The sequence below is a fragment of the Nocardioides phosphati genome (genome assembly GCF_014646375.1).
Lineage (GTDB): Bacteria > Actinomycetota > Actinomycetes > Propionibacteriales > Nocardioidaceae > Nocardioides > Nocardioides phosphati.
This window is the reverse complement of the sequence record NZ_BMNI01000007.1, coordinates 82,464-101,671: the sequence shown is the minus strand read 5'-3', so window position 1 is coordinate 101,671 and position 19,208 is coordinate 82,464. Positions and strand designations below refer to the sequence as shown.

At 70.6% G+C, this 19,208-nt stretch carries 20 protein-coding genes; 13 read left to right on the top strand and 7 right to left on the bottom strand.

Features of this window, described 5'->3' with window-relative positions; genetic code table 11:
* Positions 1 to 303: 303 nt before the first annotated feature.
* Positions 304 to 1,260, bottom strand: coding sequence for an alpha/beta hydrolase (locus tag IEX47_RS13595; protein ID WP_188784543.1), 957 nt, complete (start codon positions 1,258 to 1,260; stop codon positions 304 to 306).
* A gap of 104 nt (positions 1,261 to 1,364) precedes the next feature.
* Between IEX47_RS13595 and IEX47_RS13590 the strand changes: the two genes are divergently transcribed.
* The 12 genes from IEX47_RS13590 (at position 1,365) to IEX47_RS13535 (ending at position 11,712) form a co-directional block, all read left to right on the top strand.
* Positions 1,365 to 2,297, top strand: coding sequence for a 5'-3' exonuclease (locus IEX47_RS13590; RefSeq protein ID WP_308423281.1), 933 nt, complete (start codon positions 1,365 to 1,367; stop codon positions 2,295 to 2,297).
* Between the two features lie 123 nt (positions 2,298 to 2,420).
* On the top strand, positions 2,421 to 3,680 hold the full coding sequence (gene urtA / locus IEX47_RS13585) for an urea ABC transporter substrate-binding protein (protein ID WP_373289226.1): 1,260 nt from the start codon (positions 2,421 to 2,423) through the stop codon (positions 3,678 to 3,680).
* Positions 3,681 to 3,792: 112 nt separating this feature from the next.
* Positions 3,793 to 4,677, top strand: a complete 885-nt coding sequence (urtB, locus tag IEX47_RS13580) for an urea ABC transporter permease subunit UrtB (RefSeq protein ID WP_188784541.1) — start codon at positions 3,793 to 3,795, stop codon at positions 4,675 to 4,677.
* On the top strand, positions 4,674 to 5,762 hold the full coding sequence (gene urtC / locus IEX47_RS13575; RefSeq protein WP_188784540.1) for an urea ABC transporter permease subunit UrtC: 1,089 nt from the start codon (positions 4,674 to 4,676) through the stop codon (positions 5,760 to 5,762). The genes urtB and urtC overlap by 4 nt, the downstream gene beginning before the upstream one ends.
* Positions 5,759 to 6,526 carry an urea ABC transporter ATP-binding protein UrtD gene (gene urtD, locus IEX47_RS13570; protein ID WP_188784539.1) on the top strand — a complete coding sequence of 256 codons (768 nt, stop codon included), beginning with the start codon at positions 5,759 to 5,761 and terminating at the stop codon, positions 6,524 to 6,526. Before urtC ends, urtD begins: the two co-directional genes overlap by 4 nt.
* Complete coding sequence (locus IEX47_RS13565; RefSeq protein ID WP_188784538.1) at positions 6,519 to 7,199, top strand: ATP-binding cassette domain-containing protein; 681 nt, start codon at positions 6,519 to 6,521, stop codon at positions 7,197 to 7,199. The genes urtD and IEX47_RS13565 overlap by 8 nt, the downstream gene beginning before the upstream one ends.
* A 1-nt stretch (position 7,200) precedes the next feature.
* On the top strand, positions 7,201 to 7,503 hold the full coding sequence (locus tag IEX47_RS13560; RefSeq protein WP_188784537.1) for an urease subunit gamma: 303 nt from the start codon (positions 7,201 to 7,203) through the stop codon (positions 7,501 to 7,503).
* Positions 7,504 to 7,513: 10 nt separating this feature from the next.
* The gene (gene ureB / locus IEX47_RS13555; RefSeq protein WP_188784536.1) at positions 7,514 to 7,834 is read left to right on the top strand and encodes an urease subunit beta; all 321 of its coding nucleotides are present in this window, start codon (positions 7,514 to 7,516) and stop codon (positions 7,832 to 7,834) included.
* Entirely contained in the window at positions 7,834 to 9,540 is a 1,707-nt protein-coding gene (locus IEX47_RS13550) for an urease subunit alpha (protein ID WP_188784535.1), read from the top strand. Before ureB ends, IEX47_RS13550 begins: the two co-directional genes overlap by 1 nt.
* A 7-nt stretch (positions 9,541 to 9,547) precedes the next feature.
* On the top strand, positions 9,548 to 10,219 hold the full coding sequence (locus IEX47_RS13545) for an urease accessory protein UreF (RefSeq protein ID WP_188784615.1): 672 nt from the start codon (positions 9,548 to 9,550) through the stop codon (positions 10,217 to 10,219).
* On the top strand, positions 10,212 to 10,931 hold the full coding sequence (gene ureG, locus IEX47_RS13540) for an urease accessory protein UreG (RefSeq protein WP_229662872.1): 720 nt from the start codon (positions 10,212 to 10,214) through the stop codon (positions 10,929 to 10,931). Before IEX47_RS13545 ends, ureG begins: the two co-directional genes overlap by 8 nt.
* On the top strand, positions 10,915 to 11,712 hold the full coding sequence (locus tag IEX47_RS13535) for an urease accessory protein UreD (protein ID WP_188784533.1): 798 nt from the start codon (positions 10,915 to 10,917) through the stop codon (positions 11,710 to 11,712). Before ureG ends, IEX47_RS13535 begins: the two co-directional genes overlap by 17 nt.
* On the opposite strand, the gene IEX47_RS13530 is transcribed toward IEX47_RS13535, so the two are convergent.
* Positions 11,649 to 12,740, bottom strand: a complete 1,092-nt coding sequence (locus IEX47_RS13530; RefSeq protein ID WP_229662871.1) for a substrate-binding domain-containing protein — start codon at positions 12,738 to 12,740, stop codon at positions 11,649 to 11,651. The two genes, IEX47_RS13535 and IEX47_RS13530, sit on opposite strands and share 64 nt — an antisense overlap.
* A 92-nt stretch (positions 12,741 to 12,832) precedes the next feature.
* On the opposite strand from IEX47_RS13530, the gene IEX47_RS13525 reads away from it, so the two are divergent.
* The gene (locus IEX47_RS13525) at positions 12,833 to 13,264 is read left to right on the top strand and encodes a MarR family winged helix-turn-helix transcriptional regulator (protein ID WP_188784532.1); all 432 of its coding nucleotides are present in this window, start codon (positions 12,833 to 12,835) and stop codon (positions 13,262 to 13,264) included.
* A gap of 1 nt (position 13,265) precedes the next feature.
* On the opposite strand, the gene IEX47_RS13520 is transcribed toward IEX47_RS13525, so the two are convergent.
* The 5 genes from IEX47_RS13520 to IEX47_RS13500 are packed head-to-tail and all read right to left on the bottom strand — an operon-like array spanning position 13,266 to position 19,162.
* A complete protein-coding gene (locus tag IEX47_RS13520; protein WP_188784531.1) occupies positions 13,266 to 16,085 on the bottom strand; it encodes a DEAD/DEAH box helicase in 2,820 nt (939 codons plus the stop codon).
* 25 nt (positions 16,086 to 16,110) lie between these two features.
* Complete coding sequence (gene tatC, locus IEX47_RS13515) at positions 16,111 to 16,947, bottom strand: twin-arginine translocase subunit TatC (protein ID WP_188784530.1); 837 nt, start codon at positions 16,945 to 16,947, stop codon at positions 16,111 to 16,113.
* Positions 16,948 to 16,958: 11 nt separating this feature from the next.
* The gene (tatA, locus tag IEX47_RS13510) at positions 16,959 to 17,180 is read right to left on the bottom strand and encodes a twin-arginine translocase TatA/TatE family subunit (RefSeq protein ID WP_229662870.1); all 222 of its coding nucleotides are present in this window, start codon (positions 17,178 to 17,180) and stop codon (positions 16,959 to 16,961) included.
* 36 nt (positions 17,181 to 17,216) lie between these two features.
* On the bottom strand, positions 17,217 to 18,185 hold the full coding sequence (locus IEX47_RS13505) for a helix-turn-helix transcriptional regulator (RefSeq protein WP_188784529.1): 969 nt from the start codon (positions 18,183 to 18,185) through the stop codon (positions 17,217 to 17,219).
* Positions 18,182 to 19,162: a helix-turn-helix transcriptional regulator gene (locus IEX47_RS13500; RefSeq protein WP_188784528.1), complete on the bottom strand. Its 981-nt coding sequence runs from the start codon at positions 19,160 to 19,162 to the stop codon at positions 18,182 to 18,184. Before IEX47_RS13500 ends, IEX47_RS13505 begins: the two co-directional genes overlap by 4 nt.
* Positions 19,163 to 19,208: the final 46 nt, after the last annotated feature.

The following is a 19,208-nucleotide window of genomic DNA, read 5'->3' as shown; positions in this document are numbered from 1 at the left end:
TCTAGGGAGTCGGGTTCCTACGCGTCTGCTCCCGAAGCGGGTCCCCATTCGGTGGCCGTCGGACTCGTGCGGGACTGGTGGGACCCGAGGAGCCCGGCGCCTGCCGGATGGTTCGATCGCGACGGCTGCGCGAGCGGACTGCCCGAATGTGCTGCTTCCCAACGCAGATGTCAACCCGCCGCTGACCTGCGACAACGGGTGTTTCTGCAGGTCAGCGCGGGCTCTCGTTGCCGTGCATTTCCTGTTGATTCATCTGCCGTCCGGCGTGTCGCGAGGGGACACGCCGACCGCCCGCCGTGGGGCTCAGGCCGACGCGGCGCGGGTGGCGCCCTCCCCCGACGCTGCGGCCCACTGCCGGGCCGACCAGGTGGCCAGTGCGGAGATGGCCTCGGCCGCCTCGGGAAGGATGGAGGCGGCCTGGAAGACGTGGATCTGCCCGGGCCAGACGTGGAGGTCCGTCGGGACCCCCGCGGCCTCGAGCAGCTCCGCGAGCCGGCGGACCTGCTTGTAGAGCGCCTCGCTCGAGCTGATCTGCAGCAGCACCGGCGGCAGGCTGGCGTGCTCGCAGTCGATCGGGGTGTGGACGCCGTCGGGGTGGAGCCCCGCCGCGATCCGCGCGAAGGTCTGGAGTGCGCGCGGCCCGAAGAGCAGGTCACCGCGGCGACGCCGGCCCAGCGGCGTACGGAGGAAGTCGAGGTCGACGAGCGGCGACATGGCCACGAGGCCGGCCGGCGCGGGCAGGCCCTCGGCGCGGGCGCGGTCGGCGACGGTGAAGGTGAGGAAGCCGCCGGCGGAGTCGCCCATGAAGACGATCTCGTGGGCGGGAATGCCGTGCGCCAGGAGGTGGCGGTACGCCGCGACGCCGTCGCGGATCGACTGCTCGATCGAGTGTTTCGGCAGCTGGCGGTACTCCACCGAGGTGATCGTGGCGCCGGTGGCGGCCGCGATGCGGGAGAGCAGGCCGCCGTGCAGGTGCCAGCCGCCGATCAGGAACGCGCCGCCGTGGAAGTAGAGGATGTGGCGACCGGCGACTGGCCGGGCCGGGCTGACGATGCGCGCGCGGCACCCGCCGACCACCGTCGTCGCGAAGCGCGTGCCCGGAACCTTGCGCTGGAGCTGGCCCAGGTGGTCCACGACGGCGTAGGGCCACGGCAGCGTGGGCGCGAGCGACCATGCTCCGATCACCCGGCGGGCGCTGTGTCGGAGCACCAGGCCGAGTGCCTGTGACTGGAGCGAGACGCCTCCGAAGTCGGTGCGCATGGAGTGACGGTACCCACATCGGACAGCGAAGGACGCCATTTCGTGGCACTTTGCCGAAGATGGTCAGAACGCGTCATGCCGGGCCGTCCGGCAGAATCACCCGGGTGACCCAGCGCCTGATGCTCCTCGACACCGCCTCGCTCTACTTCCGCGCGTTCTTCGGCGTCCCTGACTCGATGCGCGCGCCCGACGGCACACCGGTCAACGCGGTGCGCGGGCTGCTCGACTACATCAGCCGACTGGTCGACGAGTACTCCCCCACGCACCTCGTCTGCTGCTGGGACAACGACTGGCGGCCGCAGTGGCGCGTCGACCTCATCCCGACGTACAAGGCGCACCGGGTGGTCGAGGAGCGCACCGCTGAACCCGATGTCGAGGAGGTCCCGGACCCGCTGCTGGTGCAGGTGCCGGTGATCCGCGACGTGCTCGCGGCGTACGGCATCGCGGTGATCGGCGCTGACGGGTACGAGGCCGACGACGTGATCGGCACGCTGGCCACCGGCGCCGGCATGCCGGTCGACATCGTCACCGGCGACCGCGACCTCTTCCAGCTCGTCGACGACGCGGCCGGCGTGCGTGTGCTGTACGTCGGTCGCGGGGTGTCGCGCCACGACAAGGTCGACGAGGCCTGGGTGCGGGCGAAGTACGCCGTCGAGGCGCGCCAGTACGCCGACTTCGCGACGCTGCGCGGCGACGCCAGTGACGGCCTGCCGGGCGTGAAGGGCGTGGGCGAGAAGACCGCCGCGACGCTGCTGCAGCGCTTCTCCGACGTCCCGACCCTGCTGACCGCGGTGGACGACCCGGCGAGCGAACTCGCACCCGGACCGCGCGGCAAGATCCGCGACGCGGCGGCCTATCTCGCCGTGGCGCCGACGGTCGTCGCCGTCGCCCGCGACATCGACCTCGGTGACCACGACATGGCGCTGCCCGCAGCGCCGGTGTTCCCCGACCAGCTCTCCGACCTCGAGGTGCAGTGGGGCCTGGGGTCGTCGGTCGAGCGCCTCAGCGCGACGCTGGCCCGCGTTACAGGGATTTAATTCCATTCGGTAATAACCGAAACGCCGGCTTCCTACGGTCAGGGCCACGAGAGCACATCCGTGCTTCACCGAGTGGTCCTACCGAGAGGTCATACCAAGGTGTTCAAATCCCGCAATCGCATGATGTCCGTGACGGTTGCCGCGCTGACGACGGGTCTCCTCCTGTCCAGCTGCGGCGGCGCCACCACCAAGGACGCCGCTCCCACCGCCGCGCCCAAGTCCTGTGTCGACACCTCGGGCGACACCGTCAAGCTCGGCTTCCTCAACTCGCTCACCGGCGGCATGGCGATCTCGGAGAAGACGGTCTCCAAGACGCTGCACATGGCCGCCGACGAGATCAACGCCTCCGGCGGCATCCTGGGCAAGAAGATCGTCCCGGTCCAGGAGGACGGCGCCACCGACTGGCCGACCTTCGCCGAGAAGGAGGAGAAGCTCCTCACGAAGGACTGCGTCGCGGCCACCTTCGGCGGCTGGACCTCCTCCTCGCGCAAGGCCGTGAAGCCGGTCGTGGAGAAGTACAACGGCCTGTTCTTCTATCCGGTCCAGTACGAGGGCCTGGAGTCCTCGAAGAACATCTACTACACGGGCGCGACGACCAACCAGCAGATCATCCCCGCTCTCGACTTCCTCAAGTCCCAGGGTGTGAAGACCCTCTTCCTCGCGGGCTCCGACTACGTCTTCCCCCGCACCGCCAACGCGATCATCAAGCTGTACGCCGCGAAGCTCGGCATCAAGATCGTCGGTGAGGAGTACGTCCCGCTCGACAAGGCCGACTGGACCACGCAGGTCGCGAAGATCGTCAAGGCCAAGCCCGACTTCATCTTCAACACGATCAACGGCTCGTCGAACGTCGGCTTCATCAAGGCCTACTACGACGCCGGCCTGACCCCGAAGAAGACCCCGATCATCTCGGTCTCGATCGCCGAGGAGGAGGCGCCCGCCATGGGCCACGACGTCTCCGGCAACTACGCCTCGTGGAACTACTTCGAGTCGCTGAAGACGCCGACGAACCCCAAGTTCATCGCGGACTGGAAGAAGTACCCGGGCAGCTCGGGCGTCACGTCCGACCCGATGGAGGCGGCGTACATCTCGCTCTACCTCTACAAGGCTCTCGTGGAGAAGGCCGGTTCCTTCGACGTCGACAAGATCAACGCGGCCGCCAAGGCCAGCAAGATCACCTTCGACGCACCGGAGGGCATGGTCACGCTCGACGGCGAGAACCACCACATCTACAAGCCGGGCCACATCGGCAAGATCAACAAGCAGAACCAGTTCGACATCGTCTGGGAGTCGCCGGAGTTCATCAAGCCGGACCCGTACCTCAAGGGCTACGACTGGTTCCCGGCCGCGACGCGCGACGCGCTCGTCAAGGCCGCCGGCTGATCCTGCTGCACCCGGGACGGGGCCCCGCGTCTTCGGGCGCGGGGCCCCGCTCCCCGGTTCCTCGTCACGCTTCGCATCGACGCTCTGAACGAACGTCACGGAAGGTCCCCGCGTGGATTCCTTGATCGCCCCCCTCCTCAACGGCACCGCAGACGGTGCGCTCCTGCTCATCGCAGCGCTGGGCCTCGCCCTGACCTTCGGGCAGATGGGCGTCATCAACATGGCGCACGGCGAGTTCCTGCTCGCCGGCGCCCTGACCGGCTATGTCACGCAGCAGATGGTGGCCAGCACGAACCTCTCGATCCTGCTGGCGCTCCCGATCGCCTTCGTCGTCGCCGGCGCACTCGGCGTCGTGCTCGAGGCGACGGTCATCCGCTGGATGTACGACCGGCCCCTGGACACGCTGCTCGCGACGGTGGGCGTCGCGATGATCCTGCGCCAGCTCGTGCTCGACACCTTCCCCAGCCAGGGAGTCGGCGTGGTCACCCCCGACTGGCTCGACCACCAGCTCGACGTATTCGGCTACGAGTGGCCGCTGCGCCAGCTCTTCACGATCCTCCTCGCCGGAGCCTGCCTGGGCGCGCTCGCGGCAGTCCTGAAGTTCACGTCGTTCGGGCGCCAGATCCGCGCCACCGTGCAGAACCGGGCCCTGGCCGAAACGCTTGGCGTCTCCACGCGCATGGTCGACCGGGTCACCTTCTTCGTCGGCTCGGGTCTCGCCGGCGTCGCAGGCGTGGCCATCTCGCTGATCGCCGCCACCGACTCGACGCTCGGGACGAAGTACATCGTCTCGGCGTTCCTCGTGGTCGTGGCCGGCGGACTCGGGCAGCTCAAGGGCACCATCATCGCCGCGTGGGTGGTCGGCGTCTCGACCGCCTTCTTCACCGACTGGACCACCGGCAGCATCGCCCAAGTCATCGTCTTCGTCCTGGTCGTGATCTTCCTCCAGGTCCGCCCGCAGGGCCTGTTCACCGTCCGCACCCGGGGGCTCGCATGATCACCAGGCTGAAGTCGTCCCTGCCACTGCTCGGCATCGCCGCCCTGGCGCTCGCCCTGCTGGTGGTGGCACCCGCGGTCCTCAGCGACCTGCGCCTGAACAACCTCGCCAAGTACTGCTGCTGGGCCATGGTGGCCGTCGGCATCGGCCTCACCTGGGGACGCGGCGGCATGCTCGTGATGGGGCAGGGCGTCTTCTTCGCGCTGGGCGCCTACGCGATGGGCATGCACATGCAGCTCGAGTCGGTCGGTGACGGCGGAATCCCGACGTTCATGATCCTGTACGACCCGCTCGCTCCGCTCCCGGCGTTCTGGGAGCCGTTCCGCAGCGGTGTGTTCACCATCGCGATGATCGTGGTGGCTCCGGTGGTGGTGGCCAGCATCCTCGGCTTCGCCATCTTCAAGAGGCGCGTCAAGGGCGCCTACTTCGCGATCCTGACCCAGGCCCTGGCCGTGGCGCTGGCGACCCTGATCAGCGGCACGATCAAGTACACCGGCGGCGACACCGGACTCTCCGGCTTCACGTCGTTCTTCGGCTACACCCTGGACGACCCGCTCAACCGCAGGTTGATCTTCACGATCACCGCAACCCTGCTGATCGGCTGCCTGGTCGTGGTCTGGCAGCTCTACCGCAGCCGCTTCGGCGAGCTGCTCGTCGCGACCCGCGATGCCGAGGAGCGGGTCCGGTTCCTCGGCTACGACCCGGCCAACGTCAAGCTCGTCGCGTTCGTGGTGGCCGCGGTGATGGCGAGCATCGGCGGCGCGATGTTCGTGCCGATCGCGGGGATCATGGCGCCCAAGTCGATGGATGCCGCGGCGTCGATCTTCTTCATCGCCGGTGTCGCTCTGGGTGGCCGGGCCGCCCTCTTCGGCCCGGTGCTCGGAGCACTCGCCGTCGGCTACGGGCAGTCGACCCTGTCCGAGCAGTGGCCGGGCACCTGGATCTACGTGCTCGGTCTCCTCTTCGTCGTCGTCACGATCGCGCTTCCCGGCGGGATCGCCTCCCTTGCCACGCGTGGCGCCGGGGTGATGGCCGGGCTGCTGGTCGGGCGACGTCCCTCTCACCGGAAGGCGGCCTCGGCATGACCGGACGACACCTCCATCCCGACGCGCTCCTCGTGCGCGACCTCAGCGTCAGCTTCGACGGCTTCAAGGCGATCTCCGGCGTCGACGTCTCGTTCGCGCCGGGCGAGCTCCACTTCCTGATCGGGCCCAACGGTGCCGGCAAGACCACCCTGGTCGACGCCCTCACGGGACTGGTCAGGGGCACCGGGTCCGCGACGTACGGAGGGAAGGAGCTGCTCGGACTCCGCTCGCACAAGATCGTGCGTGCCGGGGTGGGGCGGACCTTCCAGACCGCCACCGTGTTCGAGCAGCTCACCGTGCTGCAGAACCTCGACATCGCGGCGGGTCTCCACCGGCCGGCCTGGCGACTGGCGCTCGCCCGCCGCGGCGTGCCGACCGCGGTCGAGGAGGCGCTGGAGACCATCGGCCTGTCCGAGCTGCGGCACCGACCCGCGGGGGTGCTGGCACACGGGCAGAAGCAGTGGCTGGAGATCGGCATGCTGCTGGTGCAGGACGCGCGGGTCATGTTCCTCGACGAGACCGTCGCCGGCATGAGCGCGGACGAGCGTGCCGAGACCGGTGAGCTGCTCCGGCGGATCGGACGCGATCGGACCATCGTCGTCATCGAGCACGACATGGACTTCGTCCGCAACCACGCCGACGTGGTGACGGTGATGCATGCCGGCAGGGTGCTCGCCGAGGGAAGCGTGGCGGAGATCCAGGCCAACGAGGCCGTCCAGGAGGTCTACCTGGGCCGCACGGTGAAGGGAAGCGTCGATGCTTGAGCTCAAGTCGGTGACCGCCGGATACGGCCGGACCATGGTGCTCGACGACGTCAGCATCAGCATCCCCGCGGGCAGGGCCGCGTCGATCATGGGTCACAACGGCGCCGGCAAGACCACTCTCCTGCGCGTGGCCTGCGGGCTGCTGCCGGTGAGGCGCGGCCAGGTGCTGCTGGACGGTGAGGACGTCACGAAGCTGCGTCCGAGCGCCCGCGTACGCCGCGGCCTGGGCTACGTGCCGCAGGGGCAGCTGTGCTTTCCGCAGATGACCACGCTGGAGAACCTCCACCTGATCAGCACCGAGCGCAGCGCAGTGGACAGCGTGCTCGACACGTTTCCGGCCCTGCGTGCCCAGCTCGGCAGGCGTGCCGGTCTGCTGTCCGGCGGGCAGCGCCAGCAGCTGTCGATCGCGCGCACGCTGCTGACGAAGCCACGCCTGCTGATCCTCGACGAGCCCACCGAGGGGATCCAGCCCAACGTGGTGGAGGAGATCGAGCAGGTGATCACCCGTCTTGCCGACCGCGGGGACCTGTCGGTGCTGCTCGTGGAGCAGCACGTCGGGTTCGCCCTCCGCGCGACCGACACGTACTACGTCCTGGAGTCCGGCCGGATCACCTCCTCCGGCGACGGTGGCGAGGGCGCGGTGGGCGACGTGCGCGCAGCGATGGCGGTGTGACGTGCACCTGACACCTGCTGACACCGAGAAGCTGATGCTTGCCGTGGCGGGCATGGTCGCACGCGACCGGCTGGCGCGCGGCGTGCGGCTGAACTACCCGGAGACCGTCGCGCTGCTGTCCACGTGGGTCATCGAGCGCGCACGCGACGGCCTCAAAGTCGCGGACCTGATGGTCCTGGGGCGCGAGGTCCTGGCCCGAGACCAGGTCCTGCCGGAGGTCGCCGAGATGCTCACCGACGTCCAGGTCGAGGCCACCTTCCCCGACGGGCGCAAGCTCGTCACGCTTCACCAGCCGATCGCCTGAGGAGACCACGATGTCCCACGCAACCAGTGGTCCCGGCGCCTTCCGCGTTGTCGAGGGCACCATCGAGCTCAACGCCGACCGCAGCCCGGACCAGCGCCGTCGGATCGTCGTGCTCAACACCGGCGACCGGCCGGTCCAGATCGGCTCGCACATCCATCTCGCCGAGGTCAACGCGGCGCTCGACCTCGACCGTGAGGCAGCCCGCGGGTTCCGCCTCGACATCCCCTCGGGAACGTCGCGCCGATTCGAGCCCGGGGCTTCGCGCGAGGTCGACATCGTTGCCTTCGGCGGCCGTGGCGTGGTGCCCGGCATCCAGGTCAAGGAGCACTGATGGCCACCATCTCCCGCGCCGAGTACGCCGCCCTTTACGGGCCGACGGTCGGCGACCAGGTCCGCCTCGGCGACACCGACCTGTGGATCGAGGTCGAGCAGGACCTCACCGTGGGTGGCGAGGAGGCGGTCTTCGGGGGTGGGAAGTCGATCCGCGAGTCGATGGCGCAGGGCATGACGACCCGGGCGGAGGGCGCCCCCGACACCGTCATCACCAACACGATCGTGCTCGACCACACGGGCATCATCCGTGCCGACGTCGGCATCCGCGACGGGAGGATCGTGGCGCTGGGCCGGGCCGGCAACCCCGACGTCGCCGACGGCGTCCATCCGCTGTTGCAGATCGGGCCGTCGACGGACGTGATCTCCGGCGAGGGTCGGATCCTGACCGCGGGCGGCATCGACGTGCACGTGCACTTCCTGTCGAGGTCGCAGTTGGTCGAGGCGCTGGCGACGGGCATCACCACGGTAGGTGGCGGCGGCACCGGTCCCTCTGAGGGGTCCAAGGCGACCACGGTGACCCCGGGCGCGTGGCACCTGCAGTCGGTTCACCGGGCGCTCGACTCCTTGCCCCTCAACGTCCTGCTGATGGGCAAGGGCAACACGGTCTCGGCCGCGGGCCTGGCCGAGCAGGCACTGGCGGGAGCGGCGGCGTACAAGGTGCACGAGGACTGGGGCTCGACCCCGGCGGCGATCGGCGCGGCTCTCCGCGCTGCCGACGAGCACGGTCTGCAGGTGGCGCTGCACTCCGACAGCCTCAACGAGGCCGGCTACCTCGAGTCGACGGTCGCTGCGATCGCCGGCCGGTCGATCCACGCCTTCCACGCGGAGGGCGCGGGCGGTGGGCACGCCCCGGACATCCTCACGGTGGCCTCCTTGCCGCACGTGATCCCCGGCTCGACCAACCCGACGCTCCCCCACACGGTCAACACCGTCGCCGAGCACCTCGACATGCTGATGGTCTGCCACCACCTCAATCCCAGGGTGCCCGAGGACCTCGCCTTCGCCGAGTCGCGGATCCGGGCGACGACGATCGCGGCCGAGGACGTGCTGCACGACCTGGGGGCACTGTCGATCACCAGTTCCGACGCGCAGGCGATGGGCCGCATCGGCGAGGTGGTCTGCCGCACGTGGCAGGTCGCCCACACGATGAAGCATCGGCTCGGCTCGCTCGGAGGCGCGGCCGACAACATCCGCGCGAAGCGCTACGTCGCCAAGTACACGATCAACCCCGCCATTGCCCACGGCATCGCGCACGAGGTCGGCTCGGTCGAGCCGGGCAAGCTCGCGGACCTGGTCCTGTGGGACCCGCGCTTCTTCGGCATCCGGCCCGAGGTGGTGCTCAAGGGCGGCATGTTGGTGTGGGGCGCTCTCGGCGACCCGAACGCCTCGATCCCGACCCCGCAGCCGCGGCTGATGCGGCACACGCTCGTTGACCCGGCCGATGGAGCGGGCGCCGATCACAGCGTCACGTTCGTGGCGCCCTCGGCGATCGAGGACGGTCTCACCGACCGGCTCGGACTGCGGCGCCGCCTCGTCGGAGTCACGCCCACGCGCGACATCGGCAAGGCGGACATGATCCACAACGACGCCCTGCCCGCGATCGCCGTCGACCCCGAGACGTTCGCGATCCACGTCGAGGGCGAGCTCGTGGTCCCCACCCCTGCGTCCCGGCTGCCGCTCGCGCAGCTGTACTCGCTCTTCTGAGTCCGTGATGCAACCCCTGACCGGATCGAGCGAGCTGCTGCTGATGCTGCTGGCCGACGCGCGTCTGCCGACCGCCGGCCACACCCAGTCGGCGGGGCTGGAGCCAGCCGTGCGCGACGGGCTGACGGATGTGCCGGGCTACTTCCGGACCCGTTTGACCAGCGTGACCCGCGTCGAGGCGGCCACGGCGGTCGTCGCGCTGCACCACCTGCGCCAGGACCGACCGCTCTCCCCTGTCGAGGCGGCGTGGGCGGCGCGCACGCCGAGCTCAGCCATGCGGCGTACGTCGAGGGCGCAGGGGAAGGCGCTGCTCCGGCTGGTCCACCGGATCTGGCCCGATGCTGCGGCGACCGCGACCGTGAGCGACCTCGCTGCTCCGGGCCGCGCGCTCGTCCTCGCCGGGATCGCAGCATCGACGGGGCTCTCTCCGGCGTCACTGGCCCGCATCGTGGCCTACGACGACGTCCAGACCGTGGCGTCGGCCGCGCTCAAGCTCCTCCCGCTCGACCCGGCCGACGTGGCTTGCTGGGTGCACGACGTCCTGCCGCTGGCTGAGGCCCTGGCCGCCGACGTCGCCGGGCTCACCGAGCCCTCCTCGATTCCCGCGGCGGGTGCGCCGCAGCTCGAGGCATGGGCCGAGGCCCATGCCCACACCACTCGGAGGTTGTTCAGTGCGTAGGTTCGCGTTCAACGGTGTTCCCTGCTCGGACCGCGCGCTGCGGATCGGGGTCTGTGGTCCGGTCGGCACCGGCAAGAGCAGCATCATTGCGCTGCTCTGTCGGGAGCTCTCGGCGCCGCTCGAGCTCGCCGTCGTCACCAACGACATCTACACCGACGAGGACGCGCGGATGCTGCGCGCCGCCGGGGTGCTCGACCCCGACCGGATCCGGGCGGTCGAGACCGGCGCGTGCCCCCACACCGCGATCCGCGACGACATCTCCGCCAACCTGATCGCGGTCGAGGAGCTCGAGGGCGACTACACCGGCCTCGACGTCGTGCTGATCGAGTCGGGCGGCGACAACCTCACCGCTACCTTCTCGCCCGCGCTCGTCGACGTGCAGATCTTCGTCCTCGACATCGCCGGCGGCGGCGACGTGGCGCGCAAGGGCGGACCCGGCATCGAGCGTGCGGACCTGCTCGTGGTCAACAAGACCGACCTCGCGCCGTACGTCGGAGTGGACCGCGACCAGATGGTCGCGGACGCCGAGGCAGCACGCTCGGGACGGCCGGTGATCGCCCTCTCGCGTCTTGACACCGCGTCGGTCGCGGAGCTGACCGGGTGGGTCCGCCATCAGCTGGAGCACCACCGCAGCGGCGAGCTGGTCCCGCAGGATCCCGGCCCGATGGCGCCGCACTCCCACGCTCACGACGACCGTGTCCACAGCCACTGACCCCCGCCTCCGCACCGGCCGTACGACGGTCCGCGTCACGGCTGACGGCGAGCGGGCGCGGGTCGAGCTGTCGGCCGTCACCGGGGCGGACCACGCCCCCGTGGTGCGACCGATGCTCGTCGGCTCCGGCCGCGATCATGCCCGCGTCTCGCTGGTGCCCGACGGGGCACTGCTGCTCGCCGGTGATGCGATCGAGCTGCACGTCTCGGTCGGCCCCGGCGTCCTGCTGGAGCTGCTCGAGCCGGGCGGCACGGTCGCCTACGCGATGGACGGCGGCCACGCCACGTGGACGGTCCAGATCGACGTCGCCGACGGTGGTGCGCTCCTCTGGCGGGGCGAGCCCTTCGTCGTCGCATCAGGCGCCGACGTCATGCGTACGACGCGGGTGCGGGTCGGCGCGGGTGCAGCGGTCGTGCTGCGCGAGACGGTCGTGCTGGGCCGCCACGGTGAGTCGCCCGGAGTGGTCCGCCTGCTCCAGGAGGTCACGTCCGCGGACGGCAGTCCGCTCCTCGTGGAGGATCTGTGTCTGGAACCGGCAGCGGTGGGCCCGCTGCTCGGTGGTCACCGGGTCATCGGCTCGGTCCTCGCGCTCGGGCTGCCAGCGCCGGGACCAGGCGCGGCTGACCCGTCGGGCCGGTTCGAGCTGGAGAGCGGAGACGTACTCCTGCGGCGGCTGGCGGACGCGGCCCACCTGGCGCACGACGCCGCGACCTGGGATCAGCTGGTGCGCGCGATCTGCTCCTGGACCTCGAACTCCATGCCGCGCGCGGCCGCGAGATAGACGTCCTGGTCGAGGAGGTTGCCATCAAGCCGCAGGAGCCCTCGGGGGCTGTCGTAGAAGTGGCCCGACCGCAACGCGTCGATCGCGTCGACCTCGAGGCTGCCACAGATCCGCCCGACGCGTGCCAGGAAGACGATCGCCTCGTAGCAGGATTCTCCAACGGCGTTGAGCACCGGTGCCCACGGGCCGAAGCGCGCGTAGTAAGCGGCCTCCAGGGCCGACCCCTCGCTCGTCCCGATGCCGTCGAAGTACGCCGCGGCAGCGTAGAGACCGTCATGGGCGTCGGGACCGCCGGCGAGCAGGGTGTTCTCCTCGACAGCAGGGCTGAGCCGGGTGAGGCGCTCGTGCAGCCCGAGCCTGGCGAACTGGCGGTTGAAGTGGACCGCGTCCTGGCCCATCAGAAGCATCATCACGCCGTCGACCCCGTCCTTCTCCAGGTCGCGGAGGACCGGCGCGAAGTCCGTCGTGCCGAGGGGCACGTAGGTCTCGCTGACGATGCGCGACGGGCTGTCCTCGAGCGCCAGCCGCGCCGTCGCGCCAGTGACGCGCGGGAAGACGTAGTCGTTGCCGACGATCGCCCAGCGGCCCGTGCCGAGCTCGTTGCGCATCCAGTGCGCGGCCGGCAGCAGCTGGTTGACCGGACGCTCGCCCAGCATGAAGACGCCGGGCGTGTCGTCGCGGCCCTCGTGCATGGCGGCGTAGGCGTAGACGACCCGTCCGCCGATGCGGCGCGCGACCGCCCGGCGTACGGCGGAGATGTGCCAGCCGGCGACGGCCTCGACGCGGCCGCTGTCGACCAGCATGCCGACCTCCGCGGCGACCTGCTCGGGCGAGCGTCCGCCGTCGACGACGACAAGCTCGACCGTGCGGCCGGCGACGCCGTCGGCGGCGTTGAGCTGCTCGACCGCCAGCTCGCCACAGGCGAGGCACGACGGACCGTAGATGCCGGTCGGTCCCTGCAACGGCACGACGAACGCGACGGGAAGCGTGGCTCGGCGGCGGCGGGTGCTCGACACGGGAGCGGTCACGGAGCCTCCGGAACTCGGCAGGGAGCCTCTAGGATAGGTGACCTCGGCCGTCCCACGGGCCGGAGTTCCTCCGATGAGCGGAAGGGTGAGCGATGAGCGAGGTCCGCACCAGCGCCGTCGGCCTCAGCCTTGCGCTGCGCCACGCCGAGCACGCCGTGCGCGCGCGGATCCAGCCCCACCTCGAGGCCGAGGACCTCACCGTCGAGCACGGGCGCATCCTCGCCGTCCTGCGGATCGAGCCCGGGCTGACGATGTCGATGATCGCCGAGTCGGCGGTGGTCCCCGCCGCCACCCTGACGCGGCTCGTAGACAGGCTGGTGGAGAGCGCGCTCGTCCTCCGCCGCGTCGATCCGGCCGACAAGCGCCGGGTCGTGGTCGCGCTCTCCTCGCGCGGCGCCGCACTGGCCGACCGTCTGGCCGAGGCTGAGCGCGCTCTCGAGGACGATCTGCGGGCCGTGCTCGGTGACGAACGCGCCGAGGCACTGCTCCGCGACCTCGCGCTGCTCCCCCACATCGCGGGCTGAGCTACTCCTCGTCGCCGAGCGTCGAGAAGGCCACCACACCGCGACGCATGCGGGCGCTCGCCTCGCGGGCGACGGTGCGCATGCCTCCGTCGCCGGTCGCGGCGGCGACCTGGTCGGTGAGGTCGAGCAGCTGCTTGGTCCAGCGCACGAAGTCACCGGCGGCCAGACCGGTCTCGCGGAGCACGTCGTCGAGCTCGTCGCCCTCGGCCCACCGGTAGGCCGCCCAGGCGAAGCCCAGGTCGGGCTCGCGGAGGAAGTCCAGGCGGTTCTCCTTCTCGAGGGCGTCGAGGCCGGACCACAGGCGGACCATCTCGCCGATCACGTCCTTCACCACGCCTCCGGGGAGCCTCGGAGCGGCCGAGTCGTCGGCGCGGCGGCCCTCGAAGACGAGCACCGAGAGGGCGGCCGCGAGCTCGGAGGCATCCAGCTCGTTCCAGAGCCCGGCGCGCAGGCACTCGGCCGCGACGAGGTCCATCTCGGTGTGGATCCGCATGAGGTGGCGGCCCTGCTCGCTGACGACGGTCGTGCCGTCCTCCTCGGTGAGGTAGCCCAGGCTGGAGAGCACGTCGCAGACCCGGTCGAACTGCCGCGCGATCGTGTTGGTGCGCGACTCGATGCGCCGCTGCAGCGTGTCGGAGTCGCGCTGCAGCTTGTACCAGCGGTCGGCCCAGCGCGCGTGGTCCTCGCGGTCGTCGCAGGCGTGGCACGGGTGGTGCTTCAGCTGTCGCCGCAGCGCGTCGACCTCGTCGCCGACCCGATCACCCCTGCCGTGGCTGCGTCCCTGCGGCCGGCCAGGCCCCTCGCGGTGCTCGTCCGGGAAGCCGTACGTCGTCTTCTCGCGCAGCGCGGCAGCGAGGTCACGCCGCTGCTGCGGGTTGCGCCCGCTGAAGTTCTTCGGGATCCGGATCCGCGAGAGCGGTGCGATCGGCACCTGGAAGTCGATCAGCGCGAGGCGACGGGCCTGCCGGTCCAGCGTCACGACGTACGGACGGGGGCCGTCGGGTGAGAGGCCCGGGTCGACGACGACGGCGTAGCCCGCGAACTTGCCGTTGGGCACCCGGATGACGTCGCCCGGCTTCAGTTTCGAGAGCGCAGCGACGACCTCCTCGCGGCGGTCGCTGCGGCGGTCGCGGGCAGCCGACTTCTCGAGGTCGGAGATCCTGCGGCGCAGGGCGGCGTACTCCATGAAGTCGCCGAGGTGGCAGCTGGCCGCCTCCTTGTAGCCGTCGAGGGCGTCCTCCGCCTTGCGGTGCTGGCGGGCCAGGCCGACGACAGCCTTGTCGGCCTGGAACTGCGCGAACGACGCCTCCAGCAGCTCACGCGCACGCTCGCGGCCGACCTGGTTCACCAGGTTGACGGCCATGTTGTAGCTGGGCCGGAACGACGACCGGAGCGGGTACGTGCGGGTCGAGGCGAGGCCGGCGAGCTCCTTCGGGTTCATCCCCGGCTGCCACAGCACCACGCCGTGGCCCTCGACGTCGAGGCCACGGCGGCCGGCGCGCCCGGTGAGCTGGGTGTACTCCCCCGGCGTGATGTCGGCGTGGGTCTCGCCGTTCCACTTGGTGAGCTTCTCGATGACCACGGTGCGGGCGGGCATGTTGATGCCGAGCGCGAGCGTCTCGGTCGCGAAGACGACCTTGCAGAGGCCACGCTGGAAGAGCTCCTCGACGCACTCCTTGAACGTCGGCAGCATGCCGGCGTGGTGGGCGGCGACTCCGCGCGTGAGGCCGTCGAGGAACTCGTGGTAGCCGAGGACCTGGAGGTCGGCGTGGGGCAGGTGGCGGACCTTCGCCTCGACGAACGCGAAGATCTCGTCACGCTCCTCGGGGCTGGTCAGCCGCAGGTTGGCGTCGAGGCACTGCTGCACCGCCGCGTCGCAGCCGACGCGGCTGAAGATGAAGGTGATCGCGGGCAGCAGCCCCTCACGGTCGAGGCGGTCGATCACCTCGACGCGGCTCGGGATCCAGACCCGCCGGCCGTTGCCGACGTTCTTCTGGCCCGCCCCCCGCTGGTTGCCCTGCCGGCTGTCGCGCGGCGTACGCCGGTCGCGGGTGCGGCTCGAGGCCCAGTCGTCGCGGGCGACGCGCATGAGCTGCGGGTTGACCGGCGCGCCCTCGCGCACGAAGCCGGCCTTCGCGTCGACGTCGGAGTCGGCGAAGAGGTCGTGGAGGTGGCGGCCGACCATGACGTGCTGGAAGAGCGGGACCGGCCGCTTCTCCTCGACGATCGTGACGACCTCGTCGCGCACGGTGTTGAGCCACTCGCCGAACTCCTCGGCGTTGGAGACGGTGGCGGAGAGCGCGACCAGGGCCACCGAGTCGGGCAGGTGGATGATCACCTCCTCCCAGACGGCCCCGCGGGAGCGGTCGGCCAGGTAGTGGACCTCGTCCATGACGACGTGGCTCAGGCCTGCCAGCGTGCGGGAGCCGGCGTACAGCATGTTGCGGAGGACCTCGGTCGTCATGACGACGATCGGAGCCTCGCTGTTGACCGAGTTGTCGCCGGTGAGCAGGCCGACCTGCTCCGGGCCGTAGCGCTCGACGAGGTCGTGGAACTTCTGGTTGGAGAGCGCCTTGATCGGGGCGGTGTAGAAGCACTTGCGGCCCTGCGTGAGCGCGAGGTGGATCGCGAACTCGCCGACGATCGTCTTGCCCGAGCCCGTCGGGGCGGCGACCAGGACGCCGCGGCCCTCCTCGAGCTCCTTGCACGCGCGGAGCTGGAAGTCGTCGAGCGGGAAGGGGTAGAGCGCCGTGAACTCGCTGAGCACCGGGTGCTCCTGGCGCTGGCGGAACGCGGCGTACTGCTCGCTCGGAGAGGTCACACGACGACCCTAGTCCGCGGCCTCGTCAGATGACGGACGCCTCGTCGGGCGACAGGCCGGTGAAGGGCTCACGTGCCGCCTTGCGGCGGTCGTGCACGCGGGCGATGACCTCGGAGAACAGGAACAGCAGGCACATCGGGATGGCCATGGCGGTCATCGTGAAGGGGTCCGTGGACGGCGTCGCAACCGCTGCGAAGACGAAGACGCCGATGATGATCCAGTGGCGGTACTCCGCGAGGGTGCGGCCCTTGACGACCCCGGCCAGGTTGAGCAGCACCACGAAGACGGGGATCTCGAAGGCGATGCCGAAGACCAGCAGCGTGCGGCTGAAGAAGGTCAGGTAGTGGTTGAAGTCGACGAGGTTCTTGAAGTTGTCGGGGGTGAACCCGATCAGGACCTCGAGCCCCTTCGGCAGGGTGACGTAGCCGATGGTCACGCCGACGAGGAAGAGCGGCCCCGCCACGGTCACGAAGATCGCGGTCCACTTCTTCTCGTGCCGGTGCAGGCCGGGGACGACGAACGCCCAGAGCTGGTAGAGCCAGAGGGGCGCGCTGAGCACCGTCGTGGCCAGCGCGGAGAGCGACAGGTAGACCATCAGCGGCTGCGCGGCGCCCTGGATGATCGTCTCGGTGGTGCCGTTGGGCAGCGCTCGCTGGGCCTCGCGGTATGGCCCGAAGACGATGTCGAGCAGCTGGTCGTGGAAGTAGAGCGAGAGCGCGAAGCCGATCAGCCAGATCAGCGTGATCTTCAGCAGGCGCGCGCGGAACTCACGGAAGTGGTCGGAGACCGCCATGCGGCCGTCAGGGCCGACCGGGTGCACCGGGGTGCCACGAAGGAGCCGGACGAGGCCGGATCCGTACATGTGGGGGTGCCTCAGCTGACGTCGCGGGGCTTGTCGCCCTCGACGACCGTGCCCTCGACGGTGGTGTCCTTGTCGCCCTCACGCAGGCCCTTGGTCTCGGCCTTGAAGATCCGGAGCGCCTGGCCGCTGTTGCGCGCGAGCTCGGGGAGCTTCTTGGCGCCGAAGAGCAGCACCACGACAGCGAGGATCAGGATGAGCTCCATGCCGCCGGGCATCTCAAACAGGGGGTTCATGGTGGTCCTCACGGATTCGGGTCGCGGTGTGCAAACTCATCCTACGTGGGTGGCGTACATCGAGCGGACGGCGGTGGCGTTCTGGAGGTACGCCCGGGTGAACTCCTCGGGTCCGGCGATCCGGGCGTGGGGCGTGAGCCGGAGCAGCAGCCGCTGCAGCCAGGCCGGATCGGCGACCCGGAGCGTCACCTCGAGGTCGCCGTCGGGACGCTCGGTGGCGCTCTCGACCGGGTAGTACTCCGCGACCCACCGGGCGGGCCGCCGCAGGCGCAGCGTGACGACGGGCAGGTCGTCAGCGGGCCGGAAGATGCCCTCGGAGAGGTCGAGTGGGGCGAGGTCGTGGTGGGCGACAGGGGTCGCCAGCTGCTCCGCCTCGAGGACACGATCGAGGCGGAACGACCGCCGGTCGCCCGCGCGGTGGCACCACGCGTCGAGGTAGGCCACTCCCCCGGCCGTGACGACGGCGACCGGATCGACGACGCGCTCGGTGACTTCGTCGCGCGAGGCGACCAGATAGCGCAGCCGCAGCTGCCGTCCGTCGTGGAGTGCCCCATCGACGACCCGGCGCGTCGCGGCCGCCGGACCGGCCGGGGGCACGACCGATGCCACCGGTGCACCGCCGACCGCCTCCTCGATCTTGGCGACCGCGCTGTCGATCGACGGCAGGACGTCGGCGCCCGCGCTGCTGCGCAGCGTCTGCAGGGCGACCAGCAGGGCGGACGCCTCGGCGCGGCTCAGCCGGAGGGGCGCAGCGAGGTAGTCGGCGTTGGCGATGCGGATCATGCCGTCACCGCCGGGCTCCAGCGCGTCGAGGTCGACCTCAATCAGGTCGCCCGGCAACCAGCCCGGCCAGCCGCAGAAGATCAGGACCTGCAGGTCACCGAGGAGCTGCGCCGACGTCACGCCGAGCAGGGACGCCGCCTCGTCGACGTGGATCTCGCCGCGCCGCCGGATCAGCGGCACGAGCGCCAGCAGCCGCCCGACCTGGTCCTTCGCGCTGCTCACGCGGACGCTCCGGCCGCGAGCAGCGCGTCGAGCCGCCCGACGACGTCGTCGACGAGCGCCTGCGGCGACTCCGCCACGACGGTGGTGCCGTGCGCCAGCACCTCGTCGGCGAGCCACCGCACCGAGGAGACGGCCAGCCGCAGCCGGTCCCACGCCTGCGTGCCGTCGGGGCCGGTCACGCCCTCCTCCACCGACGAGGCCGTGCGCCGCAGCGCAGCGCCCGCGCCCGTCCGCACGAGGACGGAGGCCTCCTCGGTGCGCGGCCCGGGCCCGAGCCGGCGCGTGACCGCACGCAGGTCGAGGCCGTCGGGCACGTCGTACGACCGGGGGCGGCCGACCTTGCTGACCTTCCCGTGGATGCGCGACAGGCGGAACATCCGCTCGGCGTCGCGGTCGAGGTCGCGGCCCACGACGTACCACCGGCCCTGGGCGGAGACGAGGCCCCAGGGCTCGATCGTCCGCTTCGTGGGTGCGGTCGCGCCGGAGCGCTGGTGCTCGAAGGAGACCCGCTGGCGGTCGAGGGTGGCCTGCCAGAGCGCGTCGAACGTGGGCTCCTCGGTGGTGATCTCGGGAGCGAGCATGTCGAGGCGCCCGCGGTCGATCTCGACCCCGGCGGCGGTGAGCTTCGTGAGCGCGTCGGACGTGTGCGCGGCCAGGCCGGCGTGCTGCCACACCCGCGTCGCCAGGCCGAGCACGGCCGCCTCGTCGGCGGTGAGCTCGATGCCGGGCAGTGCGAACTCGTCGGCCGGGATCCGGTAGCCGGGCTCGTCGTCGAAGAACCCGTCGACCTGCCCCGTCTCCAGGGGTACGCCGAGCGCGCGCAGCTCGCCCTTGTCGCGCTCGAACATCCGCTCGAAGGCCTCGTCGGAGGCGTCGCGGTAGTCGTCGATCAGGGCACGCACACGTGCCTTGCTGACGAACCGCCGCTGCACGAGCAGCAGGATCAGGAGGTTGAGCAGCCGCTCAGTCTTCTGCACGGAACTTCGGACCGCCGTTCATCGAAACCTTAAGGCGCTCAGCGCG